The organism is Streptomyces sp. NPDC007189 (genome assembly GCF_040703635.1).
In the GTDB taxonomy this organism is placed as follows: domain Bacteria; phylum Actinomycetota; class Actinomycetes; order Streptomycetales; family Streptomycetaceae; genus Streptomyces.
Genome location: NZ_JBEYEY010000005.1, coordinates 180,220 through 204,310 on the forward strand (window position 1 = coordinate 180,220; position 24,091 = coordinate 204,310).

Sequence of the window (24,091 nt, forward strand, 5' to 3'; positions counted from 1 at the left end):
GAATTGTTGTCCACAGATTTCGGTCTACCTCTGGCTTTTCGTCCTCGACTCCCTCACTCTGGGTAGTGGACAAGGGAGTTCCGGCGGGCGTGCGAGGGGGCACGCGGAAGGGACGGGGGCGACGCATGGATGCGATACGGCTCATCCTGACGAGCAGGCGTGCGCTGGCGTGCGGCGCCGACGCGCGCGAGATCATGGCGGAGGTCTGGCAGGCGCAGGCCCTGGCCCAGGCCATCGGCAGCCGGCTCGCCGTCTCCGGCCCGCCGGAGCTGCGCGGCGAGGCGCTCGGGCTGACCGAGCTGGCGGGCCGGGGCTGCGGAGTCCTGGACCCGCCCGAACTGGACCTCGGCGCCCTGCGCGCCGCCCAGCTCACCGAGCTGGCCGACGCCCGCGAGACCCTGCTCTGCCTCGGGGGCCTGCTCGGCGAGGTCGGCATCGCCCTGGTCGGCATGGCGAGTTCGGCCGACGACGAGACGACGTACTGGCAGTGCATGGAGGCCATCGACGCGGCCGACGAGTCCCGCGACCGCGTCGTCGAGATGCTGCGCAAGCTGGCGGCGCGGGAGGAGGCGTTACAGCGGGACGAGACGTTGGAGGGAGAGGAGGCACTGCAGGGGGAGGAGACACCGGAGGGGGAGGAGACGGTGCAGGGAAACGGCCGCCGCAACAGCCCGTCGGGCGCCGTGGGCACGTGAGAAGCCCCGTCCGCAGGCTTTTCCCCCGGCCGGTGACCGCCGTCCGCGTCTCACCCGGCGGCGACCGCCCTTCACGGTGGTACCGATGGGGTTGACCCGGGACGCGGTGTGCAGGATAGATGTATGGACCTTCGAATCTTCACCGAGCCCCAGCAGGGGGCCACCTACGACACCTTGCTCGCCGTGGCGAAGGCCGCCGAGGACCTCGGCTTCGACGCCTTCTTCCGTTCCGACCACTACCTCCGCATGGGCAACGCCGACGGCCTGCCCGGCCCCACGGACGCCTGGATCACCCTGGCCGGCCTGGCCCGCGAGACCCGCCGCATCCGCCTCGGCACGCTGATGACGGCCGGCACCTTCCGGCTGCCCGGCGTGCTCGCCATCCAGGTCGCCCAGGTCGATCAGATGTCCGGCGGCCGGGTGGAGCTGGGCCTCGGCGCGGGCTGGTTCGCGGAGGAGCACCGGGCGTACGGCATTCCGTTCCCGAAGGAGAAGTTCGCCCGGCTGGAGGAGCAGCTGGCGATCATCACCGGGCTGTGGGCGACCGAGGTGGGCAAGACCTTCGACTTCCACGGCACGTACTACGACCTGACCGACTCGCCCGCGCTGCCCAAGCCCGCCCAGAAGAAGGTCCCGGTGCTCATCGGCGGCCACGGCGCGACGCGTACGCCGCGGCTGGCCGCGCAGTACGCGGACGAGTTCAACATCCCCTTCGCCTCCGTCGAGGACAGCGCGCGGCAGTTCGGCCGGGTGCGTGCGGCGGCCGAGGCGGCCGGGCGCGGCGCGGACGCGCTGACGTACTCCAACGCGCTCGTGGTCTGCGTCGGCCGGGACGACCAGGAGGTCGCCCGCCGCGCCGCCGCGATCGGCCGCGAGGTGGACGAACTGAAGGCCAACGGCCTGGCCGGCTCGCCCGCCGAGGTCGTCGACAAGATCGGCCGGTACGCCGAGATCGGTTCCCGGCGGATCTATCTGCAGATCCTCGACCTCGACGACCTGGACCACATGGAACTGATCGCGACCCAGGTCCAGGCCCAGCTCTCCTGAGCCGAGCCGGGCTTCGGGCGGCGCCGCGCGGGCGGTCGCCGGGTGCGTGTACCGAGCGGACTTCGTGGAGAAAACCGGTGGTCAGCGAGGCTGGATACCGGAAGACTCGGACACGTGTTCCTGACGATCTCCACGCGCGGCGACGCCGCCCACCCGGCCACCGACCTCGGGTACCTGCTGCACAAGCACCCCGACAAGGCGCAGAAGTTCTCCACGTCGTACGGCACGGCGCACGTCTTCTACCCCGAGGCGGACGACCGGTGCTGCACGGCCGCGCTGCTGCTGGAGGTCGACACGCTCGCGCTGGTCCGGCGGGGCAAGGGCAAGGGCCGCGGCGGCGCCCCCGACGCGGCCCTCGCCCAGTACGTCAACGACCGCCCCTACGCGGCCTCCTCGCTGCTCGCGGTCGCGCTCAGCGGCGTCTTCTCCAGCGCCCTGCGCGGCGTGTGCGCCGCCCGCCCCGAACTCCCCGGCCGGGCAAGGCCGTTGCGCATCCAAGTGCCCGCACTGCCCGCGCGCGGCGGCCCGGAACTCGTACGACGGCTGTTCGAGCCGCTCGGCTGGAGCGTGACCGCCGACCCCGTGCCGCTCGACGCCGAGTTCCCCGAGTGGGGCGACTCGCGGTACGTCGGCCTGGTCCTTCAGTCGCGGACGCTCACCGTCGCCGAGGCGCTGCGCCATCTGTACGTCCTGCTGCCGGTCCTGGACGACGCCAAGCACTACTGGGTCTCCTCCGAGGAGGTCGACAAGCTGCTGCGGGCCGGTGAGGGCTGGCTGCCCGGCCACCCGGAGCAGAAGCTGATCACCAGCCGGTACCTCTCCCGCCGCTGGTCGCTCACCCGGCAGGCGATGGAGCGGCTGGAACTGGTGCGCCTGGCCGAGGCCGACGACAGCGAGGTCGAGGAGATCGACAACGCCGTGCCGGAGGACACCGAGGCGGAGACCGAGGGGACAGGGGCCGAGGGGGCGGAGACCAAGGGGACACAGGCCAAGACGCCGCACGAGGGGGAGACCGAGGCCGGGGAGAAGCCGGTGCCGCTCGCCGTCCGGCGCCGCGAGGCGATCCTCGCCGCCCTGCGCGACCACGGCGCCTCCCGCGTCCTCGACCTCGGCTGCGGACAGGGCGAGCTGGTGCGGGAACTGCTGAAGGACCCGCGGTTCACCGAGATCCTCGGGATCGACGTGTCCGTGCGGGCGCTCACCATCGCCGCCCGGCGGCTCAGGCTCGACCGCATGGGGGAGCGGCAGGCCTCCCGCGTCAAGCTCGTGCAGGGCTCGCTCGCCTACACCGACAACCGGCTCAAGGGCTACGACGCCGCCGTGCTCAGCGAGGTGATCGAACACCTCGACCTGCCCCGGCTGCCCGCCCTGGAGTACGCCGTGTTCGGTCACGCCCGCCCGCGCACCGTCCTCGTGACCACCCCGAACGTCGAGTACAACGTCCGCTGGGAGACCCTGCCCGCCGGGCACGCCCGGCACGGCGACCACCGCTTCGAGTGGACCCGTGAGGAGTTCCGCGCCTGGGCGCGGACGGTGGCAGGACGGCACGGCTACGACGTCGGGTTCGCGCCCGTCGGACCGGACGACCCCGAGGTCGGTCCGCCCACGCAGATGGCCGTGTTCACCCTGGAGACCGAGAAGGAGGCGAAGGCCGCATGAGCGAGATCCGCAAGCAGGGACGGGTGCTCCCCGTCACCGACCTCTCCCTCGTCGTGCTCGTCGGCGCCTCCGGCTCCGGCAAGTCCACCTTCGCCCGCCGGCACTTCAAGCCGACCGAGGTGATCTCCTCCGACTTCTGCCGCGGCCTGGTGGCCGACGACGAGAACGACCAGAGCGCGAGCCGGGACGCCTTCGACGTTTTGCACTACATCGCCGGCAAGCGGCTGGCCGCCGGCCGCCGCACCGTCGTCGACGCCACCAGCGTGCAGCAGGACGCCCGGCGCCAGCTGATCGACCTGGCCCGGCAGTACGACGTGCTGCCCATCGCCATCGTGCTGGACATACCGGAGGAGGTGTGCGCCGAGCGCAACGCGGCCCGCACCGACCGCGCCGACATGCCCCGCCGGGTCATCCAGCGGCACATCCGCGAACTGCGCCGCTCCCTGCGCCACCTGGAGCGCGAGGGCTTCCGCAAGGTGCACGTCCTGCGCGGGGCCGAGGAGGCGGAGCACGCCACCGTCGTCACCGAGAAGCGGTTCAACGACCTGATCCACCTCACCGGCCCCTTCGACATCATCGGCGACGTCCACGGCTGCTCCGCCGAACTGGAGGCGCTGCTCGCCAAGCTGGGCTACACCGACGGCGTGCACCCCGAGGGCCGTACCGCCGTGTTCGTCGGCGACCTGGTCGACCGCGGCCCGGACACACCGGGCGTGCTGCGCCGGGTGATGTCGATGGTCGAGTCGGGCAACGCGCTGTGCGTGCCCGGCAACCACGAGAACAAGTACGGCCGTTACCTGAAGGGCCGCAAGGTCCAGCACACCCACGGGCTCGCCGAGACCATCGCGCAGATGGAGGGCGAGAGCGAGGAGTTCAAGGAGCGGGTCCGCACGTTCCTCGCGGGACTGGTCAGCCACTACGTCCTCGACGGCGGCAGGCTGGTCGTCTGCCACGCCGGCCTGCCCGAGAAGTACCACGGCCGCACCTCCGGCCGGGTCCGCTCGCACGCCCTGTACGGCGACACCACCGGCGAGACCGACGAGTTCGGGCTGCCGGTGCGCTACCCCTGGGCGGAGGACTACCGGGGCCGCGCGGCGGTGGTCTACGGCCACACCCCGGTGCCCGAGGCCTCCTGGCTCAACAACACGATCTGCCTGGACACCGGGGCCGTCTTCGGCGGCAAGCTGACCGCGCTGCGCTGGCCGGAGCGCGAGCTGGTCGACGTACCGGCCGAGCGGGTCTGGTACGAGCCGGCGAAGCCGCTGCGCTCCGAGGCGCCCGGCGGGCACGACGGCCGGCCGCTGGACCTGGCGGACGTGTACGGCCGCCGGGCCGTGGAGACCCGGCACGCCGGGCGGGTGGCGGTCCGCGAGGAGAACGCGGCGGCGGCCCTGGAGGTCATGAGCCGCTTCGCGATCGACCCGCGCATGCTGCCGTACCTGCCGCCGACCATGGCACCGACGGCGACTTCACGGGTCGACGGCTACCTGGAGCACCCGGCCGAGGCGTTCGCGCAGTACGCGGCGGACGGCGTCGAGCGGGTCGTGTGCGAGGAGAAGCACATGGGCTCGCGGGCGGTGGCCCTGGTGTGCCGGGACGCGGAGGCGGCGCACAAGCGCTTCGGCGTGGAGGGGCCCACCGGGTCGCTCTATACCCGGACGGGCCGGCCGTTCTTCGACGACGAGAAGGTGACCGAGGAGATCCTCGGCCGGCTGCGCTCGGCGATCGACAGCGCGGGTCTGTGGGAGGAACTGGCCACCGACTGGCTGCTGCTGGACGCCGAGCTGATGCCGTGGTCGCTGAAGGCCTCGGGCCTGCTGCGCAGCCAGTACGCCGCCGTAGGCGCCGCGTCCGGCGCGGTGTTCCCGGGCGCGCTGGCAGCCCTGGAGGCCGCCGGCGCGCGGGGCGCTGACGTGGGCGGCCTGCTTCAGCGGCAGCGGGAGCGCGCCGCCGACGCGGCCGCGTTCACCGCCGCCTACCGCCGCTACTGCTGGACCACCGACGGCCTGGACGGCGTACGCCTGGCCCCCTTCCAGCTGCTCGCCGTCCAGGGCCGCAGCCTCGCCGCGCTGCCGCACGACGAGCAACTCGCCCTGATCGACCGGCTGGTGGAGCACGACGGCACCGGACTGCTGCAGACCACCCGGCGGCTGTACGTCGACACCGGCGAGCCGGAGTCGGTGCGCGCGGGCGTCGACTGGTGGCTGGAGATGACCGGCCGGGGCGGCGAGGGCATGGTCGTCAAGCCGGTCGGCGCGCTGGTCCGCAACAGCGACGGGCGGCTGGTGCAGCCCGGCATCAAGTGCCGCGGCCGGGAGTACCTGCGGATCATCTACGGCCCCGAGTACACCCGCCCGGACAACCTCGCCAAGCTGCGGCAGCGGTTCCTGAACCACAAGCGGTCCCTCGCCCTGCGCGAGTACGCCCTCGGCCTGGAGGCCCTGGACCGGCTCGCGGACGGCGAGCCGCTGTGGCGGGTGCACGAGGCGGTGTTCGGCGTGCTCGCCCTGGAGTCCGAGCCGGTCGACCCGCGCCTGTAGCCGCCACCGGACAGCTCGTCCGTCACACAACGCCCTTGTGTCGCACACACATCTGTCCATATGGTGGACGGCCGTGCGGCACAAGGGTGTTCGCGCGCCGACGGGGAGGAACCGGCATGGAGATCAAGAAGGTCGTGGTCCGCGAGGAGGAGCGGGGCACCGGGCGGCGGCCCGCGATCCTGGAGAAGCGGCCGACCCGCTGAGCATGCGCGTCCACCTGGTCACGATGCCCTGGCAGCCGCTCGACCTTCCCTCGCTCCAGCTCGGCCTGCTGAACCGGCTGGTCCGGCGGGCCCGACCGGACGCCGAGGTGACGGAGTTCCACGGCTCGCTGCGCTGGGCGGAGTTCCTGCTGGAGGGCTCCGGCGGCCGGCTGCGGCCGGGCGACTACGTGTCCGTCGGCAGCGACGCCATCTTCCACGGCCTCGGCGACTGGGTCTTCTCCGGCGTCCTGTACGACGATCCGGACTGGGGCCTGGCCCGGCTGCGCGCCTACGCCGCCGAGCGGGACGTCTTCATCGGCACGGCCGTCGCCATGCGGCCGTACGCCGCCGCGTTCGTCACCGCCTGCGCCGAGGAGGTGCTGGCGGCCCGGCCGGACGTCGTCGGGTTCACCAGCACCTTCATGCAGAACGCCGCCTCCCTCGCACTGGCCCGCGAACTCAAGCGGAGGCGGCCGGAGTTGACGGTGGTCTTCGGCGGCAGCAACTGCGACGGCCCGATGGGCCACGCCCTGCACCGCAACCACCCCTTCGTCGACCATGTGGTCCGCGGCGAGGCCGAGTACGCCTTCCCGGCCCTGTTACGGCACCTGACAGGCGGCACCGACCCCGTCGACGTGCCCGGCCTGTGCTGGTGGGACGGCCCGGTCTCGCGCGCCAACCCCGCCACCCGGCGGACCGTGGCCCCGGCCGACATCCCCGCGCCCGACTACGACCAGTGGCAGGCCGCGCTGGACGCCTCCCCGGTGCGGGAGTACGTGCATCCGAAGCTCGTCGTGGAGGGCGCCCGCGGCTGCTGGTGGGGCGAGAAGCACCACTGCACCTTCTGCGGGCTCAACGGCTCCGCCATGGCCTTCCGCGCCAAGCCGGGGGAGCGGCTGTGGGCGGAGATCGACCGGCTGGTGCGCCGGCACCGCGTCCTCGACGTGGTCACCGTCGACAACATCATCGACATGGCCTACTTCCGCGACTTCCTGCCCCGCGTGGTGGACAGCGGCTGGGACCTGCGGCTGCACTACGAGGTCAAGTCCAACCTCACCCCCGCCCAGCTGAAGCTCCTCGGCGAATCCGGCGCCGTGCACATCCAGCCCGGCATCGAGAGCCTGGGCAGCCGGGTGCTGGACCTGATGGACAAGGGCGTCACCGGCGCGCGCAACGTCCGCACCCTGCGCGAGTGCGAGAACCACGCCCTGACCTGCTCCTGGAACCTCCTTTACGGCTTCCCCGGCGAGACGGCCGACGACTACACGCCGGTGATCGACCAGATCCCCGCGCTGGTCCACCTCCAGCCGCCGAGCGGCGCCCACCGCATCCAGCTGGAGCGGTTCAGCCCGCACTTCACCGACCCGGGCCTCGGCTTCGGCAAGCGCCGCCCGGCCCGGATGTACCAGCACGTCTACCAGTTACCCGAGGACGAACTCGCCGATCTGGTCTACCTGTTCGACACCGAGGACGCCGGCATCGGGGGCCCGGTCGAGCGGCGCCTGCAGGACGCGGTGGCCGCGTGGCGCGCCGGGCACGCGGGCTCCCGGCTGCTGTTCGAGGAGGACGGGGAGCACCTCGTGGTGCACGACCGCCGGCACGGCCGGCCGCCGGCCACCCACCGCTTCACCGGCTGGCGCGCCGAGGCCCTGCGCCGCCTTCAGGACGGCCGCACCGTCCCGGCCCTGCACCGGCTGCTGACCGCCGACGGCGGGGGGCCGACGGTCCAGGCCCTTGCGGAGTGGGTCCGGCGGGCCCATGAGCTGGGCCTGTTGTTCCGCGACGGAGCCACCTATGTGTCCCTGCCGACCTGGGGCGAGCCGGTCCGCCTGCCCGAGGGCGCCGCATGAGCGCGCTGCCCGCCGAGGTGCCGTACCGGCTCACCCGGCGAGGGGTCGACGTGGCGCAGGCGCTGGACCTGAGCGGCGCGGGCCGGGCGACGGCGGAGGCGGTGCTCTTCCTGCGCGAATGCGAGAGCCAGGGGGTGCGCGTCGCCTGGCGGGCCGCGGGCAGCCCGTCGTACGACCTCGGTGTGCTCCGCCATCTCCCGCCGCCCCTGGACATGCCGGGCTGCGAGAGCGAGTTGGCCGCCTGGCGGGCCGGTTACTCCTACGGAAGCCTCCATCACCGGCGCGGGCCCGGCTTCGTCACGGTCCTGGACCGCAGGCAGCGGGGCACGGCCGTACGGCTCACCCTGGACCATCCCGGTCTCCTCGCCGCCTTCCTCCGCCTGCAGGAGCCCGCGCCGCTCGACGCGGTCGACCCGCAGGCCGTGGACCTGCTCGTCGCCGAGCGGCTGGTGCTGGCCGCCGGGGGCTGGGCCGTCGCGCTGCCCCCGCGCATCCGCCGCTGGCCGGTCCCCTGCACGGCGATCTGATCGACGCCGCCGCTTCTCGTCAGCGGGATGAAAACAGAAGCGGACGGAAACGGTCGACAAGGGCGTGAAGACGGGCGCGGACGGCCAGGATGGAGGCATGGCATACCACGTCGACTCCGAGGCCGGGCGGCTGCGCCGGGTGATCCTGCACCGGCCCGACCTCGAGCTCAAAAGGCTCACGCCGAGCAACAAGGACGCCCTCCTCTTCGACGACGTGCTGTGGGTGCGCCGGGCGCGCGCCGAGCACGACGGGTTCGCCGACGTCCTGCGCGACCGCGGCGTGGCCGTCCACCTCTTCGGCGACCTGCTCACCGAAACGCTCCGGGTGCCCGAGGCCCGCGCCCTCGTCCTCGACCGGGTCTTCCACGAGAAGGAGTACGGCCCCCTCGCCGCCGACCATCTGCGCGCCGCCTTCGAGGCGATGCCCGCGCGGGAGCTGGCCGAGGCCCTGGTGGGCGGCATGACGAAGCGGGAGTTCCTGCAGGGGCACGCCGAGCCGACCTCCGTCCGCTTCCATGTGATGGACCTCGACGACTTCCTCCTCGGCCCGCTGCCCAACCACCTGTTCACCCGTGACACCTCCGCCTGGATCTACGACGGGGTCGCCATCAACGCCATGCGGCTGCCGGCGCGGCAGCGGGAGACGGTCCACTTCGAGGCGATCTACCGGTACCACCCGCTGTTCCGCGACGAGACCTTCCACGTCTGGTCCCAGGGGCAGGCCGACCACCCCTCCACCATCGAGGGCGGCGACGTCCTGGTGATCGGCAACGGCGCCGTCCTGGTCGGGATGAGCGAGCGCACCACCCCGCAGGCCGTGGAGATGCTGGCGTACAAGCTGTTCGCGACCGGCTCGGCGCGCACGATCGTCGCGCTCGACATGCCCAAGCGGCGCGCCTTCATGCACCTCGACACCGTGATGACCATGGTCGACGGGGACACCTTCACCCAGTACGCCGGGCTCGGCATGCTGCGCTCGTACACCATCGAGCCGGGGGTCTGCGACAAGGAGCTGAAGGTCACCGACCATCCGCCGGAGCACATGCACCGCGCGATCGCCGCCGCCCTCGGCCTCGGTGAGATCCGGGTGCTGACCGCCACCCAGGACGTGCACGCCGCCGAGCGCGAGCAGTGGGACGACGGCTGCAACGTGCTCGCCGTCGAGCCCGGGGTGGTCATCGCCTACGAGCGCAACTCGACCACCAACACGCATCTGCGCAAGCAGGGCATCGAGGTGATCGAGATCCCGGGCAGCGAGCTGGGCCGGGGCCGGGGCGGCCCGCGCTGCATGAGCTGCCCGGTGGAGCGGGACGCCGTGTAGCGCGTCCCGCAGGTCGAGATGCCGTATAGAAATGTGGAGGGTCGTATAGACTTCCAATAGTCACGTGTTCTCGTACCCTCTGGAGCGCCCCATGGCGACAGCCCCGACCGCCCTCGCCGGCCGCCACTTCCTCAAGGAGCTGGACTTCACCGAGGAGGAGTTCCGCGGCCTGGTCGAGCTGGCAGCCGAGCTGAAGGCGGCCAAGAAGGCGGGCGCCGAGACGCAGTACCTGCGCGGCCGGAACATCGCCCTGGTCTTCGAGAAGACCTCGACGCGCACCCGCTGCGCCTTCGAGGTCGCCGCCGCCGACCAGGGCGCCCGCACCACCTACCTCGACCCGTCCGGCTCGCAGATCGGCCACAAGGAGTCCGTGCGGGACACCGCCCGGGTGCTGGGCCGGATGTTCGACGCCATCGAGTACCGCGGCGACAGCCAGGCCAAGGTCGAGGAGCTGGCGGCGTACGCCGGGGTGCCCGTCTACAACGGGCTCACCGACGACTGGCACCCCACCCAGATGCTCGCCGACGTGCTCACCATGACCGAGCACAGCGCCAGGCCGCTGCGCGAGATCGCCTTCGCCTACCTCGGTGACGCCCGCTTCAACATGGGCAACTCCTACCTGGTCACCGGCGCCCTGCTCGGCATGGACGTGCGGATCGTGGCCCCGAAGAGCTACTGGCCCGCGCAGGAGATCGTCGACCGGGCCCACGAGCTGGCCGCCTCGAGCGGCGCCCGGATCACGCTCACCGAGGACACCGCCGAGGGCGTCGCCGGCGCCGACTTCGTCGCCACGGACGTCTGGGTCTCCATGGGCGAGCCCAAGGAGGTCTGGGCCGAGCGGATCGACGCCCTCGCGCCGTACGCCGTGACCATGGACGTGCTGCGCGCCACCGGCAACCCGGACGTGAAGTTCCTGCACTGCCTGCCGGCCTTCCACGACCTGGGCACCCAGGTGGGCCGCGAGATCCACGAGACCTACGGCCGCGACTCGCTGGAGGTCACCGACGAGGTGTTCGAGTCCGCGCACTCCGTCGTCTTCGACGAGGCCGAGAACCGCCTGCACACCATCAAGGCGGTGCTGGTCGCCACACTCGCCCGGCACGCCTAGTCCCCCGCCCCCACCAGCCCTTATCCTGACCGACGGCCCGGCACCACCCCAGCCTCGGGCCGTCGCCGCGACCCACCAGGTCGCCCGCACATCCCAGAAACGAGCACCACCCGCAATGCCCGCTCCCCGTATCAAGTCCCCGCACCTGCTGGTCGCCGAATCCGGCGCCGACCGCGAGGGACACGGCCTGAAGCGCACGATGGGCCTGTTCCAGCTCATCTGCTTCGGCGTCGGCGCCATCGTCGGCACCGGCATCTTCGTCGGCCTCTCCGACTCCGTCGCCCAGGCCGGCCCGGCCGTCGTCGTCTCCTTCGTCCTCGCCGCGATCACCTGCGTCTTCACCGCCTTCTCCTTCGCGGAGCTGGGCGGCGCCATCCCGGTCTCCGGCTCCTCGTACTCCTTCGCCTACGCCGGCCTCGGCGAGTCCACCGCCTTCCTGGTCGGCTGGTGCCTGCTGCTGGAGTACGGCGTCTCCATCTCGGCCGTCGCCGTCGGCTGGAGCCAGTACGTCAACGAACTGCTGCACAGCCTCACCGGCCTCCAGCTCCCGGCCGCGCTGTCCGCGGGACCCGGCGACGGCGGGATCATCAACCTCCCGGCCGTGATCGTGATCGCCATGGCCTCCGTGCTGCTGGTGCGGGGCGTGCGCGAGAGCGCCCGCGCCACGGCCGCCATGGCCGCCGTGAAGCTCGTCATCCTGCTGGCCTTCTGCGCCATCGGCTACAGCGCCTTCAAGCACGGCAACCTCACCCCGTTCTCCCCGGCCGGCCTCGGCGGCATCGGCGCGGGCACCACGGCCGCGTTCTTCTCCTACATCGGCTTCGACGCGATCACCACGGCCGGCGAGGAGGCCAAGAACCCGCGCCGGGACATCCCCGTGGCGATCATGGTCTGCATGGGCATCGTCACCCTGCTGTACTGCGCGGTCGCGGTCGCGGCGATCGGCGCCATCGGCAGCGACCAGGTCGCCGGCCGCCCCGCCGCCCTCTCCTACGTCGTCAACGAGGTCACCGGCTCCACCGTCGGCGGCGCAGTCATCGCCTTCGGCGCGGTCGTCGCCATCGCCTCGGTCGTCCTCGCCGTGATGTACGGCCAGACCCGCATCCTGATGTCGATGTCCCGGGACGGCCTGATCCCGCGCGTCTTCGAGAAGGTGAACCCGAAGACCTCCACCCCGGTGGCCGGCACCCTGATCGTCGCCGTGGTCTTCGCGCTCCCGGCGGCCTTCGCCTCGCTGGACGCCGTGATGAACCTGTGCACCATCGGCACCCTCGCGATCATGGCCGTCGTCAACATCGCGGTGATCACCCTGCGCCGCCGGGAGCCGGGCCTCAGCCGCAGCTTCCGGGTGCCGCTGTACCCGGTCGGCCCGCTGCTCGGCGTCGCCTTCTGCCTGTACCTGATGTACGAGACCGGCTGGCACACGTGGGTGCAGTTCGCCGTGTTCCTCGCGGTGGGCCTCGCGATCTACGCCGCCTACGGCCGCCGGCACTCCACGCTGGCCCAGGCCGCGCCCGAGGTCACGCCGAGCGCCGCCGCTGAGCGGGAACCGCAGGGAGTCTGAACCACACCGCCTTGCCCCGCGGGGTGGGGCGGTGCCCGCAGGACGAGCTGAGGGCGCGGATCAGCAGCAGCCCGCGCCCGCCCTCCTGCCAGACGTCGGGCTCCTCGATCACCGGCCGGGTCAGATGGCCGGGCGGCGCCGGGTCCGGGTCGTGCACCTCGACCTGGCAACCGCCCGGCAGCAGCTCCACCACCAGCTCGATCGGGCCGCGCCCGGCCGTGTGCTCCACGGCGTTGGCCACCAGCTCCGCCGTGAGCAGCTCCGCGGTGTCGCAGTCGGCCGGGTGCTCCACCTCGGCGAGGGCCGAGCGCACCAGGGCGCGGGCCGCGGGCACCGCCGCCGCGGTGTGCGGCAGCGCGATGCGCCAGGAGGCCGGTTCGGTGGGGCGTTCGTGCAAGGCGAGTCCGTTCATGGAGCAGGCTGTCCTGCTTTCGACTGTAGAAATGGTACGGGCCCGGCCCCGGGGACCGACGGCGGGCTGCGCCCGGGACCCTCGGCCCCGGTACCGGGCGGCTTACCCATGCGAACGGCCCGGCTCGCCCGCTCGTGCCCACTGTTACGGCGCTGTCGCCGACCGGTGACGCACGTGACCGGATCCGGCCGAACCGCCGAGGCTTGTCGCGCACTCGTGACGACAGTCACAAACAAGTGATAACTTCATGGGACAGCGCAACGTACGGCACCGCCGCCCAAGGAGGCCGCACGTCATGAGTCCCTTCACCGGCTCCGCCGCCCGCACCTCCGACTGGGAGCATCTGCGCCTCCGGATCGCCGACGGGGTCGCCACCGTCACCCTCGCCCGCCCCGAGAAGCTCAACGCGCTCACCTTCGGCGCCTACGCCGACCTGCGCGACCTGCTCGCCGAGCTGTCCCGGGAACGCGCCGTACACGCCCTGGTGCTGGCCGGCGAGGGGCGCGGCTTCTGCTCCGGCGGCGACGTCGACGAGATCATCGGCGCCACCCTCGGCATGGACACCGCACAGCTCCTCGACTTCAACCGGATGACCGGCCAGGTGGTCCGGGCGATCAGGGAGTGCCCCTTCCCCGTGATCGCCGCCGTCCACGGCGTGGCGGCCGGCGCCGGAGCGGTCCTGGCGCTGGCGGCCGACTTCCGCGTCGCCGACCCGAGCGCCCGCTTCGCCTTCCTCTTCACCCGCGTCGGCCTGTCCGGCGGCGACATGGGCGCGGCGTATCTGCTGCCCCGCGTCGTCGGCCTCGGCCACGCCACCCGCCTGCTCATGCTCGGCGAACCGGTGCGGGCCGCCGAGGCCGAGCGGATCGGCCTGATCAGCGAGCTGACGGAGGAGGGGCACGCGGACGAGGCCGCGCTGGCCCTGGCCCGCCGCCTGGCCGACGGCCCGGCCCTGGCGTACGCCCGGACCAAGGCCCTGCTGACCGCCGAGCTGGACATGCCCCTGGCGGCGGCCGTCGAGCTGGACGCCTCGACCCAGGCCCTGCTGATGAACGGCGAGGACTACGCGGAGTTCCACGCGGCCTTCACCGAGAAGCGCCCTCCGAAGTGGCGAGGAAGGTGAGCGCTCATGCGCGTGGCGATCATCGGCGGCGGCCCCGGCGGCCTGTACGCGGCGGCGCTGCTGAAACGACTCGACCCGGCCCGTGAGATCACCGTCTGGGAGCGCAACGCCCCGGACGTCACCTTCGGCTTCGGCGTGGTCCTCTCCGACGAGACCCTCGGCGGCATCGAACACGCCGACCCCGTGGTCTACGAGGCCCTGCAGCGCGACTTCGTCCGCTGGGACGACATCGACATCGTGCACCGGGGCGTCACGCACCGCTCCGGGGGCCACGGCTTCGCCGCGCTGGGCAGGCGGCGGCTCCTCGCGATCCTGCACGAGCGCTGCCGGTCCCTCGGCGTGGACCTGAGGTTCTCCACCGAGGCGCCCGGCGCGGACACGCTCTCCCTCGAGTACGACCTCGTCATCGCCGCGGACGGGGTCAACAGCACCACCCGCGCCGGCCACGCCGACGTGTTCGAGCCGCAGGTGACGACACACCGCTGCCGCTACATCTGGCTCGCCGCGGACTTCCCCTTCGACGCCTTCCGCTTCGAGATCGCCGAGACCCCGCACGGCGTGATGCAGCTGCACGGCTACCCCTACGCGTCCGACGCCTCCACCGTGATCGTCGAGATGCGCGAGGAGGTCTGGAAGGCGGCCGGATTCGACGAGATCACCCCGCAGGAGTCCGTCGAGCGCTGCGCCAAGATCTTCGCCGACGCGCTCCGCGGCCGCCCCCTGCGCTCCAACAACTCGGCCTGGACCAGCTTCCGTACGGTCGTCAGCGGCCGCTGGTCCCACGGCAACGTCGTCCTGCTCGGCGACGCCGCGCACACCGCCCACTTCTCCATCGGCTCCGGCACCAAGCTGGCCGTGGAGGACGCGCTGGCCCTGGCCGCCTGCCTGGAGGAACAGCCCGACGTGCCCGGCGCGCTGACTGCCTACGAGGAGGAGCGCAAGCCGGTCGTCGCCTCCACCCAGCGGGCCGCCCGGGCCAGCCTGGAGTGGTTCGAGAACCTGCGGCTGTACCTGGACCAGCCGCCCCGCCAGTTCGCCTTCAACCTGCTCACCCGCAGCCGCCGTGTCACCCACGACAACCTCCGGCTGCGCGACGCCCACTTCACCGGGGCGGTCGAGCGCGAGTTCGGCTGCCGGCCCGGCACGCCGCCGATGTTCACCCCGTTCCGGCTGCGCGGCCTGACCCTGCGCAACCGGGTCGTGGTGTCCCCGATGGACATGTACTGCGCCACCGACGGCGTCCCCGGCGACTTCCACCTCGTCCACCTGGGCGCCCGCGCGCTCGGCGGGGCCGGCCTGGTCATGACCGAGATGGTGTGCGTGAGCGAGGAGGGCCGCATCACGCCGGGCTGCGCCGGTCTGTACACCGGCCGGCAGGCCGAGGCATGGCGCCGGGTCACCGACTTCGTGCACACCCGGGCGCCCGGCACCGCGATCGGCGTCCAGCTCGGCCACGCGGGCCGCAAGGGCTCCACGCAGGTGATGTGGGAGGGCATGGACGAGCCGCTGCCCCGCGGCAACTGGCCGCTCGTGGCCGCCTCCCCGCTGCCGTACAAGCCGGGCAGCCAGACGCCGCGCCAGCTCTCCCGGGCCCAGCTCACCGACATCCGCGAGCAGTTCACCGCCGCCGCCTGGCGGGCCGCGCGGGCCGGGTTCGACCTGCTCGAACTGCACTGCGCGCACGGCTATCTGCTCTCCGGCTTCCTCTCCCCGCTCACCAACCACCGCACCGACGCCTACGGCGGCCCGCTGGAGCGGCGGCTGAGGTTCCCGCTGGAGGTCTTCGACGCCGTGCGCGCGGTGTGGCCGGCGGAGCGGCCGATGACGGTCCGTATCTCGGCCACCGACTGGGCCGAGGGCGGCACCACCGCCGAGGACGCGGTGGAGACCGCCCGCGCCTTCGCCGCGCACGGCGCCGACGCGATCGACGTGTCCACGGGGCAGGTCGTGGCCGAGGAGCGGCCGGAGTTCGGGCGGTCGTACCAGACGCCGTACGCCGACCGGATCCGGCACGAGGCGGGCATCCCGGTGATCGCCGTGGGCGCGATCTCCTCGTGGGACGACGTCAACTCCCTGATCCTCGCCGGGCGCACGGACCTGTGCGCGCTGGCCCGCCCGCACCTGTACGACCCGCACTGGACCCTGCACGCGGCGGCCGAGCAGGGGTACGAGGGGCCGGGCGCCGTCTGGCCCGCGCCCTACCGGGCCGGCAGCCGCCGCCCCCAGACCGGCCGCACGGACGCCCCGAAGCCCCGGCTGACCCTCGGCCGCTGAATTGTCAGTGGCGTCTGCTCTACTCGGAGGGGAGAGACGAGGGGACGGAGCGGTCATGGGTGTGCTGTTCGACTACTTCGCGGCGGCCGACCGGCAGGCGGCGGTGGAGCGGGCGATCGGACCGGGCGGGGACTGGACGGCCGGCGGTTGCTCCCTCGGCGAGGCGGGCGTGGACTGGATCGACATGAAGGGCGTCGATCCCCATGTCGTTCTCGGGCAGCTCGTCGCCTTCGCGGAGGGCAGACCGTACGACGTCCGTGGCACCGGGCCGGAGCTGCTGTGGCCGGACGCGCGGGAGTGGCCCCCCGGGCGGCCGGCGCCGCCCGGCGCCGAGTCGCCGTGGGACTCGGGGCTGCATCTGACCGAGCTGCCCGACGCCTGGCGGGACCGGCTCGCCTCCATACCGGAGGAGCACGTGCCGATGCTCGCGCTGCAGTGGTACGACATCGAGGAGTTCGACTTCGCCGACTTCCCGGACTGCGAGGAGTACATCCGCACCTTCGCGGGCTTCGCCCGGCGGGCCCGGGGCGCGGGTGCGCACCTGTACTGCCGGTGCTGCCTGTGATCCCGGCGGGCCGGGGCCGGCCGGGGTCGGTCACACGCCTTCCACGTGATCCGCACGGTTCCTGAACCGGTCCGTTATCGGCGGCTGTCTAGGTTCTTTCGAGCCATTCGGCACACGCCACGGACGAGCCCCAGGGATCGAGACTGCGATGACGAACACCAGGCCGCTGCCCGAGCAGCCCGGATACGGATCCGGACACGGATACGGCCAGGGCCCGCACCCGGCCCACCGGTACGTGGAACCCGCGGTGCCGCCGGTCGCGCCGGTCGCGCCCGCCCCGCAGCGGCGCCGGGACGGCTCGGGCATCCGCCGTGCCGCGCTGGTCATTCACACGATCGGGGACGTCGCGGCGGCCTTCCTCGGACTGTGGATCGTGCTGTACCTGCTCGAGGCCAATCACGCGAACGTGTTCGTCGGGTTCGTGGAAGACGTGGCCGACGCGCTGTCCTGGTGGTCGCAGGACATCTTCACGATGGACACCGAGAGCCTGCGGGTCCTGCTCAACTACGGCCTGCCCGCGGTGCTCTACCTGGCCGTCGGGCACGGCATCGCGATGCGGCTGCGCCGCTTCTGAGGCCCACGGCCGTGCGGCTGCGCCGCTTGTGAGAGCCGCGCGGCCTCACAGCCCGGTGAACTCGGCCCCCGCGTCCCGCAGTCGGCGGTGCAGGCCCTGGAACACCTCCGCCGAGCGCACCCCCGGCCAGCCGGCGGGCAGCAGCCGGGTGGGCAGGCCGGGGTCCGAGTACGGCAGATGGCGCCAGGAGTCGAGGGCGAGGAGATAGTCCCGGTAGGCCTCCTCGGGCGGGGTGTCCGGCCGGCGCTCCCAGGCGCGCAGCACCGGGCCGTGCGCGTCCAGGAAGCGCTCGTGCTCCTTGGCGATCGCGGCCAGGTCCCACCAGCGGCCGACCGCCTCGGCCGTCGGCGCGAAGCCCAGGTGCTCGCCGCGGAACAGGTCCACGTACGGATCCAGGCGCAGGCGGCGCAGGGTGTGTTCGGTCTCTGCGTACAGCCGGGCCGGGGCGATCCACACGCCCGGAGCCGCCGTGCCGAAGCCCAGGCCGGCCAGCCGGGAGCGCAGCACATGCCGCTTCTGCCGCTCCGACTCCGGCACCGAGAACACGGCGAGCACCCAGCCGGCGTCCGCGACGGGCGGCGTCGCGTAGATGCGGCGGTCGCCGTCCTCCAGCAACTGCCGCGCCTGAGGCGAGAGTTCGTAGCCCGCCGCGCCCTGTTCCGTGCGGGCCGGCAGCAGCAGGCCGCGGCGTTTGAGCCGGGACACCGAGGACCGGACCGAGGGCGCGTCCACGCCGACCGCGGCCAGGAGCCGGATCAGCTCGGCGACGGGCACCGGGCCGGGCATGTAGCGGCCGTACGCGCCGTAGAGCGTGACGATGAGGGACCTGGGGGCGTGCTGCTCGGTCACGTTGATCATTTTAGGTCGTCGGTGTCACTGCCGGTCACCATCGCTGCGCAGCCGGAACCGCTGCAGCTTGCCGGTGGCGGTGCGCGGCAGCGCGTCGAGGAAGACGAACTCGCGCGGGCACTTGTACGGCGCCAGCTCGGAGTTGAGGAAGGCGCGCAGGGCATCCGGGTCGTGCCGGGCGCCCTCGCGCAGCACGGTGTAGGCGACCGCCACCTGTCCGCGGGCCTCGTCCGGGCGGCCCACGACCGCGGCCTCCACCACGTCCGGGTGCCGCAGCAGCGCGTCCTCCACCTCCGGGCCCGCGATGTTGTACCCGGCCGAGATGATCATGTCGTCGGCGCGGGCCACGTAGCGGAAGTAGCCGTCGGGCTCGCGGACATAGGTGTCACCGGTGACGTTCCAGCCGGCGCGCACGTACTGCCGCTGCCGCGGGTCGGCGAGATAGCGGCAGCCGACCGGGCCGCGCACCGCGAGCAGCCCGGCCTCGCCGTCCGGCACCGGCCTGCCGTGCGCGTCCTGCACCCGCGCCTGCCAGCCCGGCACCGGCACGCCCGTGGTGCCCGGCCTGATGTGCTCGTCGGCGGCGGAGACGAAGATGTGCAGCAGCTCGGTGGCGCCGATGCCGTTGACGATTCGCAGGCCGGTGCGCTCGTGCCAGGCCCGCCAGGTGGCCGCGGGCAGGTTCTCGCCGGCCGACACGCAGCGCCGCAGCGACGTCACGTCGTACCCGTCGAGCCGGTCCAGCATGGCGCGGTAGGCGGTCGGCGCGGTGAACAGGACGGAGACGCGGTGCTCGGCGATGGCGGGCAGCAGCCGGCGGGGGCCCGCCTCTTCCAGGAGCAGGGAACTGGCGCCGGCCCGCATCGGGAAGATGACGAGACCACCGAGGCCGAAGGTGAAGCCGAGCGGGGGAGAGCCGGTGAAGACGTCGTCCGGCCGGGGGCGCAGCACATGCTTCGAGAAGGTGTCCGCGATCGCCAGCACGTCCCGGTGGAAGTGCATGCATCCTTTCGGGCGGCCCGTGGTGCCGGAGGTGAACGCGATCAGGGCCACGTCGTCGGCGGCGGTGTCCACGGCCCGGTACGGCGTGCCCGGGGCGGGCCGGTGCAGCAGGTCGTCGGGGCCGTCGCCGCCGTACGTGGTGATCCGCAGCCCGGGTATGTCGGCCTTCGCCAGGTCCTCCACCGACCGGATGTCGCACAGCGCGTGCCGCACCAGGGCGATCTCGCACATGGTCGCCAGTTCGTGCGGGCGCTGCTGGGCGAGCACGGTGACCGCTATCGCGCCCGCCTTCAGCACGGCGAGCCAGCAGGCCGCGAGCCAGGGCGTGGTGGGGCCGCGCAGCAGCACCCGGTTGCCGGGGACCACGCCGAGGTCGCCGGTGAGCACGTGCGCGATCCGGTCGACGTGCGCGCGCAGGTCGCCGTACGTCCACGCGGGCCCGCCCGGGGTGCGGAAGACCGGCCGGTCCGCCTCCGTGTGGTCGAGCAGTTCGGCGGCGCAGTTCAGCCGCTCGGGGTAGCGCAGCTCCGGCAGGTCGAAGAGCAGCTCGGGCCACTCGTCGGGGGGCGGCAGGTGGTCGCGCGCGAAGGTGTCGACATGGGCCGAGCGATGCATGGCGGTTCGCCCCCTTGCCGTGACAAACGTCGAAGACGGGCGTCGTGGTGGGCACCGGCGTCCTGGTGGGCTCGCGGATCGAGCGTATCGTCTTGGTGACGGCAGTCAAGGTTGCGCGATAACGTCGTCGGTGGGTGGGCAGGGTCACAGGAACCTGGGGCCCGGACCCGGCGGTCGTCGGGACCCGGCGCCGGACAGCGAACGGGAGGGGCCGTGCCGGTCCCGACCGGAGGGAGGACGGCAGTGTCCGCATTCTCGCTCGAACCCGAGCAGGCCGCCTGGCGTGCCGAGCTGCGCGCGATGGCCGCCGAACGGCTGCGGCCGCTCGCCGGCAAGGGCGAGCCGGGGCACGTCAACCGGCCGCTGCTCGCCGAGCTGGGCCGACTCGGGCTCCTGGCACGGCTGTTCAGCTCCGGCGCGCTGGACCTGTGCCTGATGCGCGAGTCCCTCGCGCAGGCCTGCACCGAGGCGGAGACCGCGCTCGCCCTGCAGGGCCTCGGCGCCCATCCGGTGCACGCGCACGGCACCCCGGCCCAGCGCGAGCGCTGGCTGCCCCGGGTCGCCGACGGCAGCGCGGTGGCCGCCTTCGCGCTGAGCGAACCCGGCGCCGGCTCGGACGCGGCCGCGCTGTCCCTCACGGCCGAGCCCGACGGCACCGGCTGGCGGCTCACCGGCGCCAAGTGCTGGATCTCCAACGCCCCCGAGGCCGACTTCTACACCGTCTTCGCCCGCACCACACCCGGCGCCGGAGCCCGCGGCGTGACCGCCTTCCTCGTCCCCGCCGACCGGCCCGGACTCACCGGCACCGCGCTGGAGATGCTCTCCCCGCACCCCATCGGCGCCCTCGACTTCGACGCCGTGCCCGTGACCGCCGACGACGTGCTCGGCGAGGTGAACCGCGGCTTCGCTCTCGCCATGGGCACCCTGAACCTCTTCCGGCCCAGCGTCGGCGCCTTCGCGGTCGGCATGGCCCAGGCCGCGCTCGACGCCACCGTCGCCCACACCCGCCGCCGCGAGGCCTTCGGCGGCCGGCTGAGGGACCTGCAGACCGTCTCCCACCAGGTCGCCGAGATGGCCCTGCGCACGGAGGCGGCCCGGCTGATGGTCTACGCGGCGGCCACGGCGTACGACGAGGGCGCCGCCGACGTCCCCCGGCTCGCCGCGATGGCGAAGCTGCTGGCCACCGAGACCGCGCAGTACGTCGTCGACACCGCCGTCCAGCTGCACGGCGCCCGCGCCCTGCGCCGCGGTCACCTCCTCGAGCACCTCTACCGCGAGGTGCGCGCCCCGCGCATCTACGAGGGCGCCAGCGAGGTCCAACGGGGCATCATCGCCAAGGAGTTGTACGCCCACGCCGACGATCAGGACGATCAGGAGGTCCGGTGACGACCGAGCGCGTCAACCCGCCCGAGCTGTCCCCGCCCACGGGGTTCTCGCACGCCGTCGTCGCGTCCGGCTCCCGCGTGGTGTTCCTGGCCGGCCAGACCGCCCTCGACGCCGACGGCAAGATTACCGGCGACACCCTCCCCGAGCAGTTCGAGCGGGCCCTCGGCAACCTCCTCGCGGCCCTGCGCGCGGCCGGCGGCACCCCCGCCGACCTCGCCCGCGTCACCGTCTACGCCACGGACGTCGCCGCCTACCGCGCCCACGCCGCCCGGCTCGGCCGCATCTGGCGGGACCTGGCCGGCCGGGACTACCCGGCGATGGCCGTCGTACAGGTCGTACGGCTGTGGGACGAGCAGGCGATGGTGGAGCTGGACGGCTTCGCGGTACTGCCGTGACCGCCCGGCCGGGTCACCGGCGAGGGCGTCCCGGACGGTCCCGTGACGCGCCACCGAAGGGGTGACGGTCACGCCCGGCGGGACGGCCGCCCGGTACCAGTGGAGGGTCCCAGACCCCCCACGGAACCGGGAGGTATCCCATGCCCGTACGTCCCGCCCTCGCCGCGGCCCTCGGCGCCGTCGCCCTGCTGTGCGTCGCCTCCGGTCCGGCCGGCGCCGACCCCGCCGAGACCATCGGCGTCGACGCCACCGGCCGTATCGCGTCCGACGGCACGGTCACGCTCTCCGGCAGCTACCGCTGCACCGCCGGCACCGGACCGGTGTTCGTCACCTCCTCGCTGAGCCAGCGCGACCCCCGCGTCCAGCACGGCGTCGGCGGCGGCATCGCCCAGTGCGACGGCGCCGAGCACCGGTGGCAGAACTCCGGCACGGTCGACTCGGAGGTGCTCAGGGCCGGCCGGGCCCATGTGCAGGCCACGCTCATGGAGATGCGGCCCGTGGGCATCGTCCCGCTGCCCGCCTTCCACGCGGTCACCGACCAGGACGTCACCCTCGCCCAGGGATGAGCCGGGTCAGGCGCGCTGCCAGCTGTGCGGCGCGTGGAAGGCGTGCGGGCGCCAGCAGGTGGTGCCGGGGGAGACCGGCTCGGTGTCGGGGGCGGCCAGGGCGCCGCGGCTCAGCAGCAGCACCGCGAGGGCGGCCAGCTCCTCCTCGGTGGCCTGGCCCTTCTCGACCCGGATCGGCGCGGTGGGGGAAGCGGGGGACACGGACATGGGAACCTCCGTCGGGGTGCGGGAACCGAGCGGGATCACTGCGGGGGGTTGCCGTGCTTGCGCGCCGGGCGCTCGGCGTGCTTGGTGCGCAGCATCGCCAGCGCGCCGATGAGGACGGCGCGGGTGTCGGCCGGGTCGATCACGTCGTCGACCAGGCCGCGTTCGGCGGCGTAGTACGGGTGCATCAGCTCGGCCTTGTACTCCTTGACCAGCTCCGCCCGCCGCGCCTCGGGATCGTCGGCCTCGGCGATCTGCCGCCGGAAGATGACGTTCGCGGCGCCCTCCGCGCCCATCACCGCGATCTCGTTCGTCGGCCAGGCGTAGGTGAGGTCGGCGCCGATCGACTGCGAGTCCATGACGATGTACGCGCCGCCGTAGGCCTTGCGCAGGATCAGCGAGATACGGGGCACGGTGGCGTCGCAGTAGGCGTACAGCAGCTTGGCGCCGTGCCGGATGATGCCGCCGTGCTCCTGGCCGACGCCGGGCAGGAAGCCGGGCACGTCGAGCAGGGTGACGATCGGGATGCTGAACGCGTCGCACAACTGGACGAAACGCGCGGCCTTTTCGCTCGCCTCGATGTCCAGCACGCCGGCCAGGGTCTGCGGCTGGTTGGCGACGATCCCGACGACCTGGCCGTCCAGCCGGGCCAGCGCGCAGATGATGTTCCGCGCCCAGCGCTGGTGCACCTCCAGGTACTCGCCGTCGTCGACGATCTCCTCGATCACCCTGGCCATGTCGTACGGCCGGTTGCCGTCGACCGGCACCAGCTCCGCGAGCGACTCGCAGCGCCGGTCCGGCGGGTCGTCGCAGGGCACGGCGGGCGGTGTCTCGCGGTTGTTGCGGGGGAGGAGGGAGAGCAGGTACCGGACCTCCTCCAGGCAGGTCTCCTCGTCGTCGTACGCGAAGTGGCACACCCCGCTGGTCTCCGCGTGGACGTCGGCCCCGCCGAGCCCGTTCTGGGTGATCTCCTCGCCGGTCACCGCCTTGACCACGTCGGGGCCGGTGATGAACATCTGCGAGGTCTCGCGCACCATGAACACGAAGTCGGTGAGGGCGGGCGAGTACGCGGCGCCGCCCGCGCACGGGCCCAGCATCACGCTGATCTGCGGGATCACCCCGGACGCCGCCGTGTTGCGGCGGAAGATGCCGCCGTACCCGGCGAGCGCGGTCACACCTTCCTGGATACGGGCGCCGGCGCCGTCGTTGAGCGACACCAGAGGCGCGCCGGCCGCGAGGGCCATGTCCATGATCTTGTGGATCTTGGCGGCGTGGGCCTCGCCCAGCGCGCCGCCGAAGATCCGGAAGTCATGGGCGTAGACGAAGACGGTACGGCCCTCGACCGTGCCCCAGCCGGTGACGACGCCGTCGGTGTACGGCTTCTTCGCCTCCAGGCCGAAGCCGGTCGCCCGGTGCCGGCGCAGCGGCTCGACCTCGTGGAACGAGCCCTCGTCGAGCAGCAGGCCGATCCGTTCGCGCACGGTGCGCTTGCCCTTGGCCCGCTGGGCGGCCGTCGCCTTCTCGCCGGGGCCGGCGAGCACGCGTTCGCGCAGTTGGGCCAGTTCCGCGACCTGGGACTTCATGTCTCCCTGCCTCTACGTGAGGAGTTCTC

Annotated in this window: 21 protein-coding genes; 16 read left to right on the forward strand and 5 right to left on the reverse strand. The window is 72.9% G+C overall.

The window, feature by feature from the left end:
* Window positions 1–125: 125 nt before the first annotated feature.
* From AB0950_RS12810 to AB0950_RS12850, 9 genes are all read left to right on the forward strand, one after another.
* The gene (locus tag AB0950_RS12810; RefSeq protein ID WP_360148092.1) at window positions 126–695 is read left to right on the forward strand and encodes a DUF6099 family protein; all 570 of its coding nucleotides are present in this window, start codon (window positions 126–128) and stop codon (window positions 693–695) included.
* 123 nt (window positions 696–818) lie between these two features.
* Window positions 819–1,742 (forward strand): LLM class F420-dependent oxidoreductase, encoded by a 924-nt coding sequence (locus AB0950_RS12815; protein ID WP_360148089.1) that lies wholly within the window; start codon window positions 819–821, stop codon window positions 1,740–1,742.
* Window positions 1,743–1,856: 114 nt separating this feature from the next.
* The gene (locus AB0950_RS12820; protein ID WP_366778495.1) at window positions 1,857–3,401 is read left to right on the forward strand and encodes a 3' terminal RNA ribose 2'-O-methyltransferase Hen1; all 1,545 of its coding nucleotides are present in this window, start codon (window positions 1,857–1,859) and stop codon (window positions 3,399–3,401) included.
* Window positions 3,398–5,941: a polynucleotide kinase-phosphatase gene (locus AB0950_RS12825; protein WP_366778496.1), complete on the forward strand. Its 2,544-nt coding sequence runs from the start codon at window positions 3,398–3,400 to the stop codon at window positions 5,939–5,941. Before AB0950_RS12820 ends, AB0950_RS12825 begins: the two co-directional genes overlap by 4 nt.
* A gap of 205 nt (window positions 5,942–6,146) precedes the next feature.
* A complete protein-coding gene (locus tag AB0950_RS12830; protein ID WP_366778497.1) occupies window positions 6,147–7,994 on the forward strand; it encodes a RiPP maturation radical SAM C-methyltransferase in 1,848 nt (615 codons plus the stop codon).
* Window positions 7,991–8,521, forward strand: coding sequence for a DUF5825 family protein (locus AB0950_RS12835; protein WP_360570374.1), 531 nt, complete (start codon window positions 7,991–7,993; stop codon window positions 8,519–8,521). The genes AB0950_RS12830 and AB0950_RS12835 overlap by 4 nt, the downstream gene beginning before the upstream one ends.
* A 97-nt stretch (window positions 8,522–8,618) precedes the next feature.
* The gene (locus AB0950_RS12840) at window positions 8,619–9,842 is read left to right on the forward strand and encodes an arginine deiminase (RefSeq protein WP_360148074.1); all 1,224 of its coding nucleotides are present in this window, start codon (window positions 8,619–8,621) and stop codon (window positions 9,840–9,842) included.
* 91 nt (window positions 9,843–9,933) lie between these two features.
* Window positions 9,934–10,950, forward strand: a complete 1,017-nt coding sequence (gene argF / locus AB0950_RS12845) for an ornithine carbamoyltransferase (protein ID WP_366778498.1) — start codon at window positions 9,934–9,936, stop codon at window positions 10,948–10,950.
* 115 nt (window positions 10,951–11,065) lie between these two features.
* The gene (locus AB0950_RS12850) at window positions 11,066–12,514 is read left to right on the forward strand and encodes an amino acid permease (protein WP_360570378.1); all 1,449 of its coding nucleotides are present in this window, start codon (window positions 11,066–11,068) and stop codon (window positions 12,512–12,514) included.
* Here the strand turns inward: AB0950_RS12850 and AB0950_RS12855 are convergent.
* On the reverse strand, window positions 12,471–12,926 hold the full coding sequence (locus AB0950_RS12855) for an ATP-binding protein (RefSeq protein ID WP_360148065.1): 456 nt from the start codon (window positions 12,924–12,926) through the stop codon (window positions 12,471–12,473). The genes AB0950_RS12850 and AB0950_RS12855 overlap by 44 nt on opposite strands.
* A 295-nt stretch (window positions 12,927–13,221) precedes the next feature.
* Between AB0950_RS12855 and AB0950_RS12860 the strand changes: the two genes are divergently transcribed.
* The 4 genes from AB0950_RS12860 (at window position 13,222) to AB0950_RS12875 (ending at window position 17,462) form a co-directional block, all read left to right on the forward strand.
* Window positions 13,222–14,049 carry an enoyl-CoA hydratase family protein gene (locus AB0950_RS12860; RefSeq protein WP_360148062.1) on the forward strand — a complete coding sequence of 276 codons (828 nt, stop codon included), beginning with the start codon at window positions 13,222–13,224 and terminating at the stop codon, window positions 14,047–14,049.
* A gap of 6 nt (window positions 14,050–14,055) precedes the next feature.
* Window positions 14,056–16,323, forward strand: a complete 2,268-nt coding sequence (locus AB0950_RS12865; RefSeq protein ID WP_366778499.1) for a bifunctional salicylyl-CoA 5-hydroxylase/oxidoreductase — start codon at window positions 14,056–14,058, stop codon at window positions 16,321–16,323.
* A gap of 55 nt (window positions 16,324–16,378) precedes the next feature.
* On the forward strand, window positions 16,379–16,888 hold the full coding sequence (locus tag AB0950_RS12870; protein ID WP_360148056.1) for a hypothetical protein: 510 nt from the start codon (window positions 16,379–16,381) through the stop codon (window positions 16,886–16,888).
* 148 nt (window positions 16,889–17,036) lie between these two features.
* Window positions 17,037–17,462, forward strand: a complete 426-nt coding sequence (locus tag AB0950_RS12875; RefSeq protein ID WP_366778500.1) for a hypothetical protein — start codon at window positions 17,037–17,039, stop codon at window positions 17,460–17,462.
* 45 nt (window positions 17,463–17,507) lie between these two features.
* Here the strand turns inward: AB0950_RS12875 and AB0950_RS12880 are convergent, their stop codons facing one another.
* Window positions 17,508–18,320 (reverse strand): PaaX family transcriptional regulator C-terminal domain-containing protein, encoded by an 813-nt coding sequence (locus AB0950_RS12880; protein ID WP_360148050.1) that lies wholly within the window; start codon window positions 18,318–18,320, stop codon window positions 17,508–17,510.
* Window positions 18,321–18,335: 15 nt separating this feature from the next.
* Window positions 18,336–20,033 carry an AMP-binding protein gene (locus tag AB0950_RS12885; protein ID WP_366778597.1) on the reverse strand — a complete coding sequence of 566 codons (1,698 nt, stop codon included), beginning with the start codon at window positions 20,031–20,033 and terminating at the stop codon, window positions 18,336–18,338.
* 138 nt (window positions 20,034–20,171) lie between these two features.
* On the opposite strand from AB0950_RS12885, the gene AB0950_RS12890 reads away from it, so the two are divergent.
* The 3 genes from AB0950_RS12890 (at window position 20,172) to AB0950_RS12900 (ending at window position 22,275) form a co-directional block, all read left to right on the forward strand.
* Complete coding sequence (locus AB0950_RS12890; RefSeq protein WP_366778501.1) at window positions 20,172–21,314, forward strand: acyl-CoA dehydrogenase family protein; 1,143 nt, start codon at window positions 20,172–20,174, stop codon at window positions 21,312–21,314.
* Window positions 21,311–21,709 carry a RidA family protein gene (locus tag AB0950_RS12895; protein ID WP_366778502.1) on the forward strand — a complete coding sequence of 133 codons (399 nt, stop codon included), beginning with the start codon at window positions 21,311–21,313 and terminating at the stop codon, window positions 21,707–21,709. The genes AB0950_RS12890 and AB0950_RS12895 overlap by 4 nt, the downstream gene beginning before the upstream one ends.
* Window positions 21,710–21,849: 140 nt before the next feature.
* The gene (locus AB0950_RS12900) at window positions 21,850–22,275 is read left to right on the forward strand and encodes a DUF6299 family protein (RefSeq protein ID WP_360148039.1); all 426 of its coding nucleotides are present in this window, start codon (window positions 21,850–21,852) and stop codon (window positions 22,273–22,275) included.
* 6 nt (window positions 22,276–22,281) lie between these two features.
* Here AB0950_RS12900 and AB0950_RS12905 read toward each other — a convergent pair whose 3' ends face one another.
* Together AB0950_RS12905 and AB0950_RS12910 are read right to left on the reverse strand one after the other, a co-directional pair.
* Window positions 22,282–22,482, reverse strand: coding sequence for an acyl-CoA carboxylase epsilon subunit (locus tag AB0950_RS12905; RefSeq protein ID WP_360148036.1), 201 nt, complete (start codon window positions 22,480–22,482; stop codon window positions 22,282–22,284).
* 35 nt (window positions 22,483–22,517) lie between these two features.
* Entirely contained in the window at window positions 22,518–24,062 is a 1,545-nt protein-coding gene (locus AB0950_RS12910) for an acyl-CoA carboxylase subunit beta (protein WP_360148033.1), read from the reverse strand.
* Window positions 24,063–24,091: the final 29 nt, after the last annotated feature.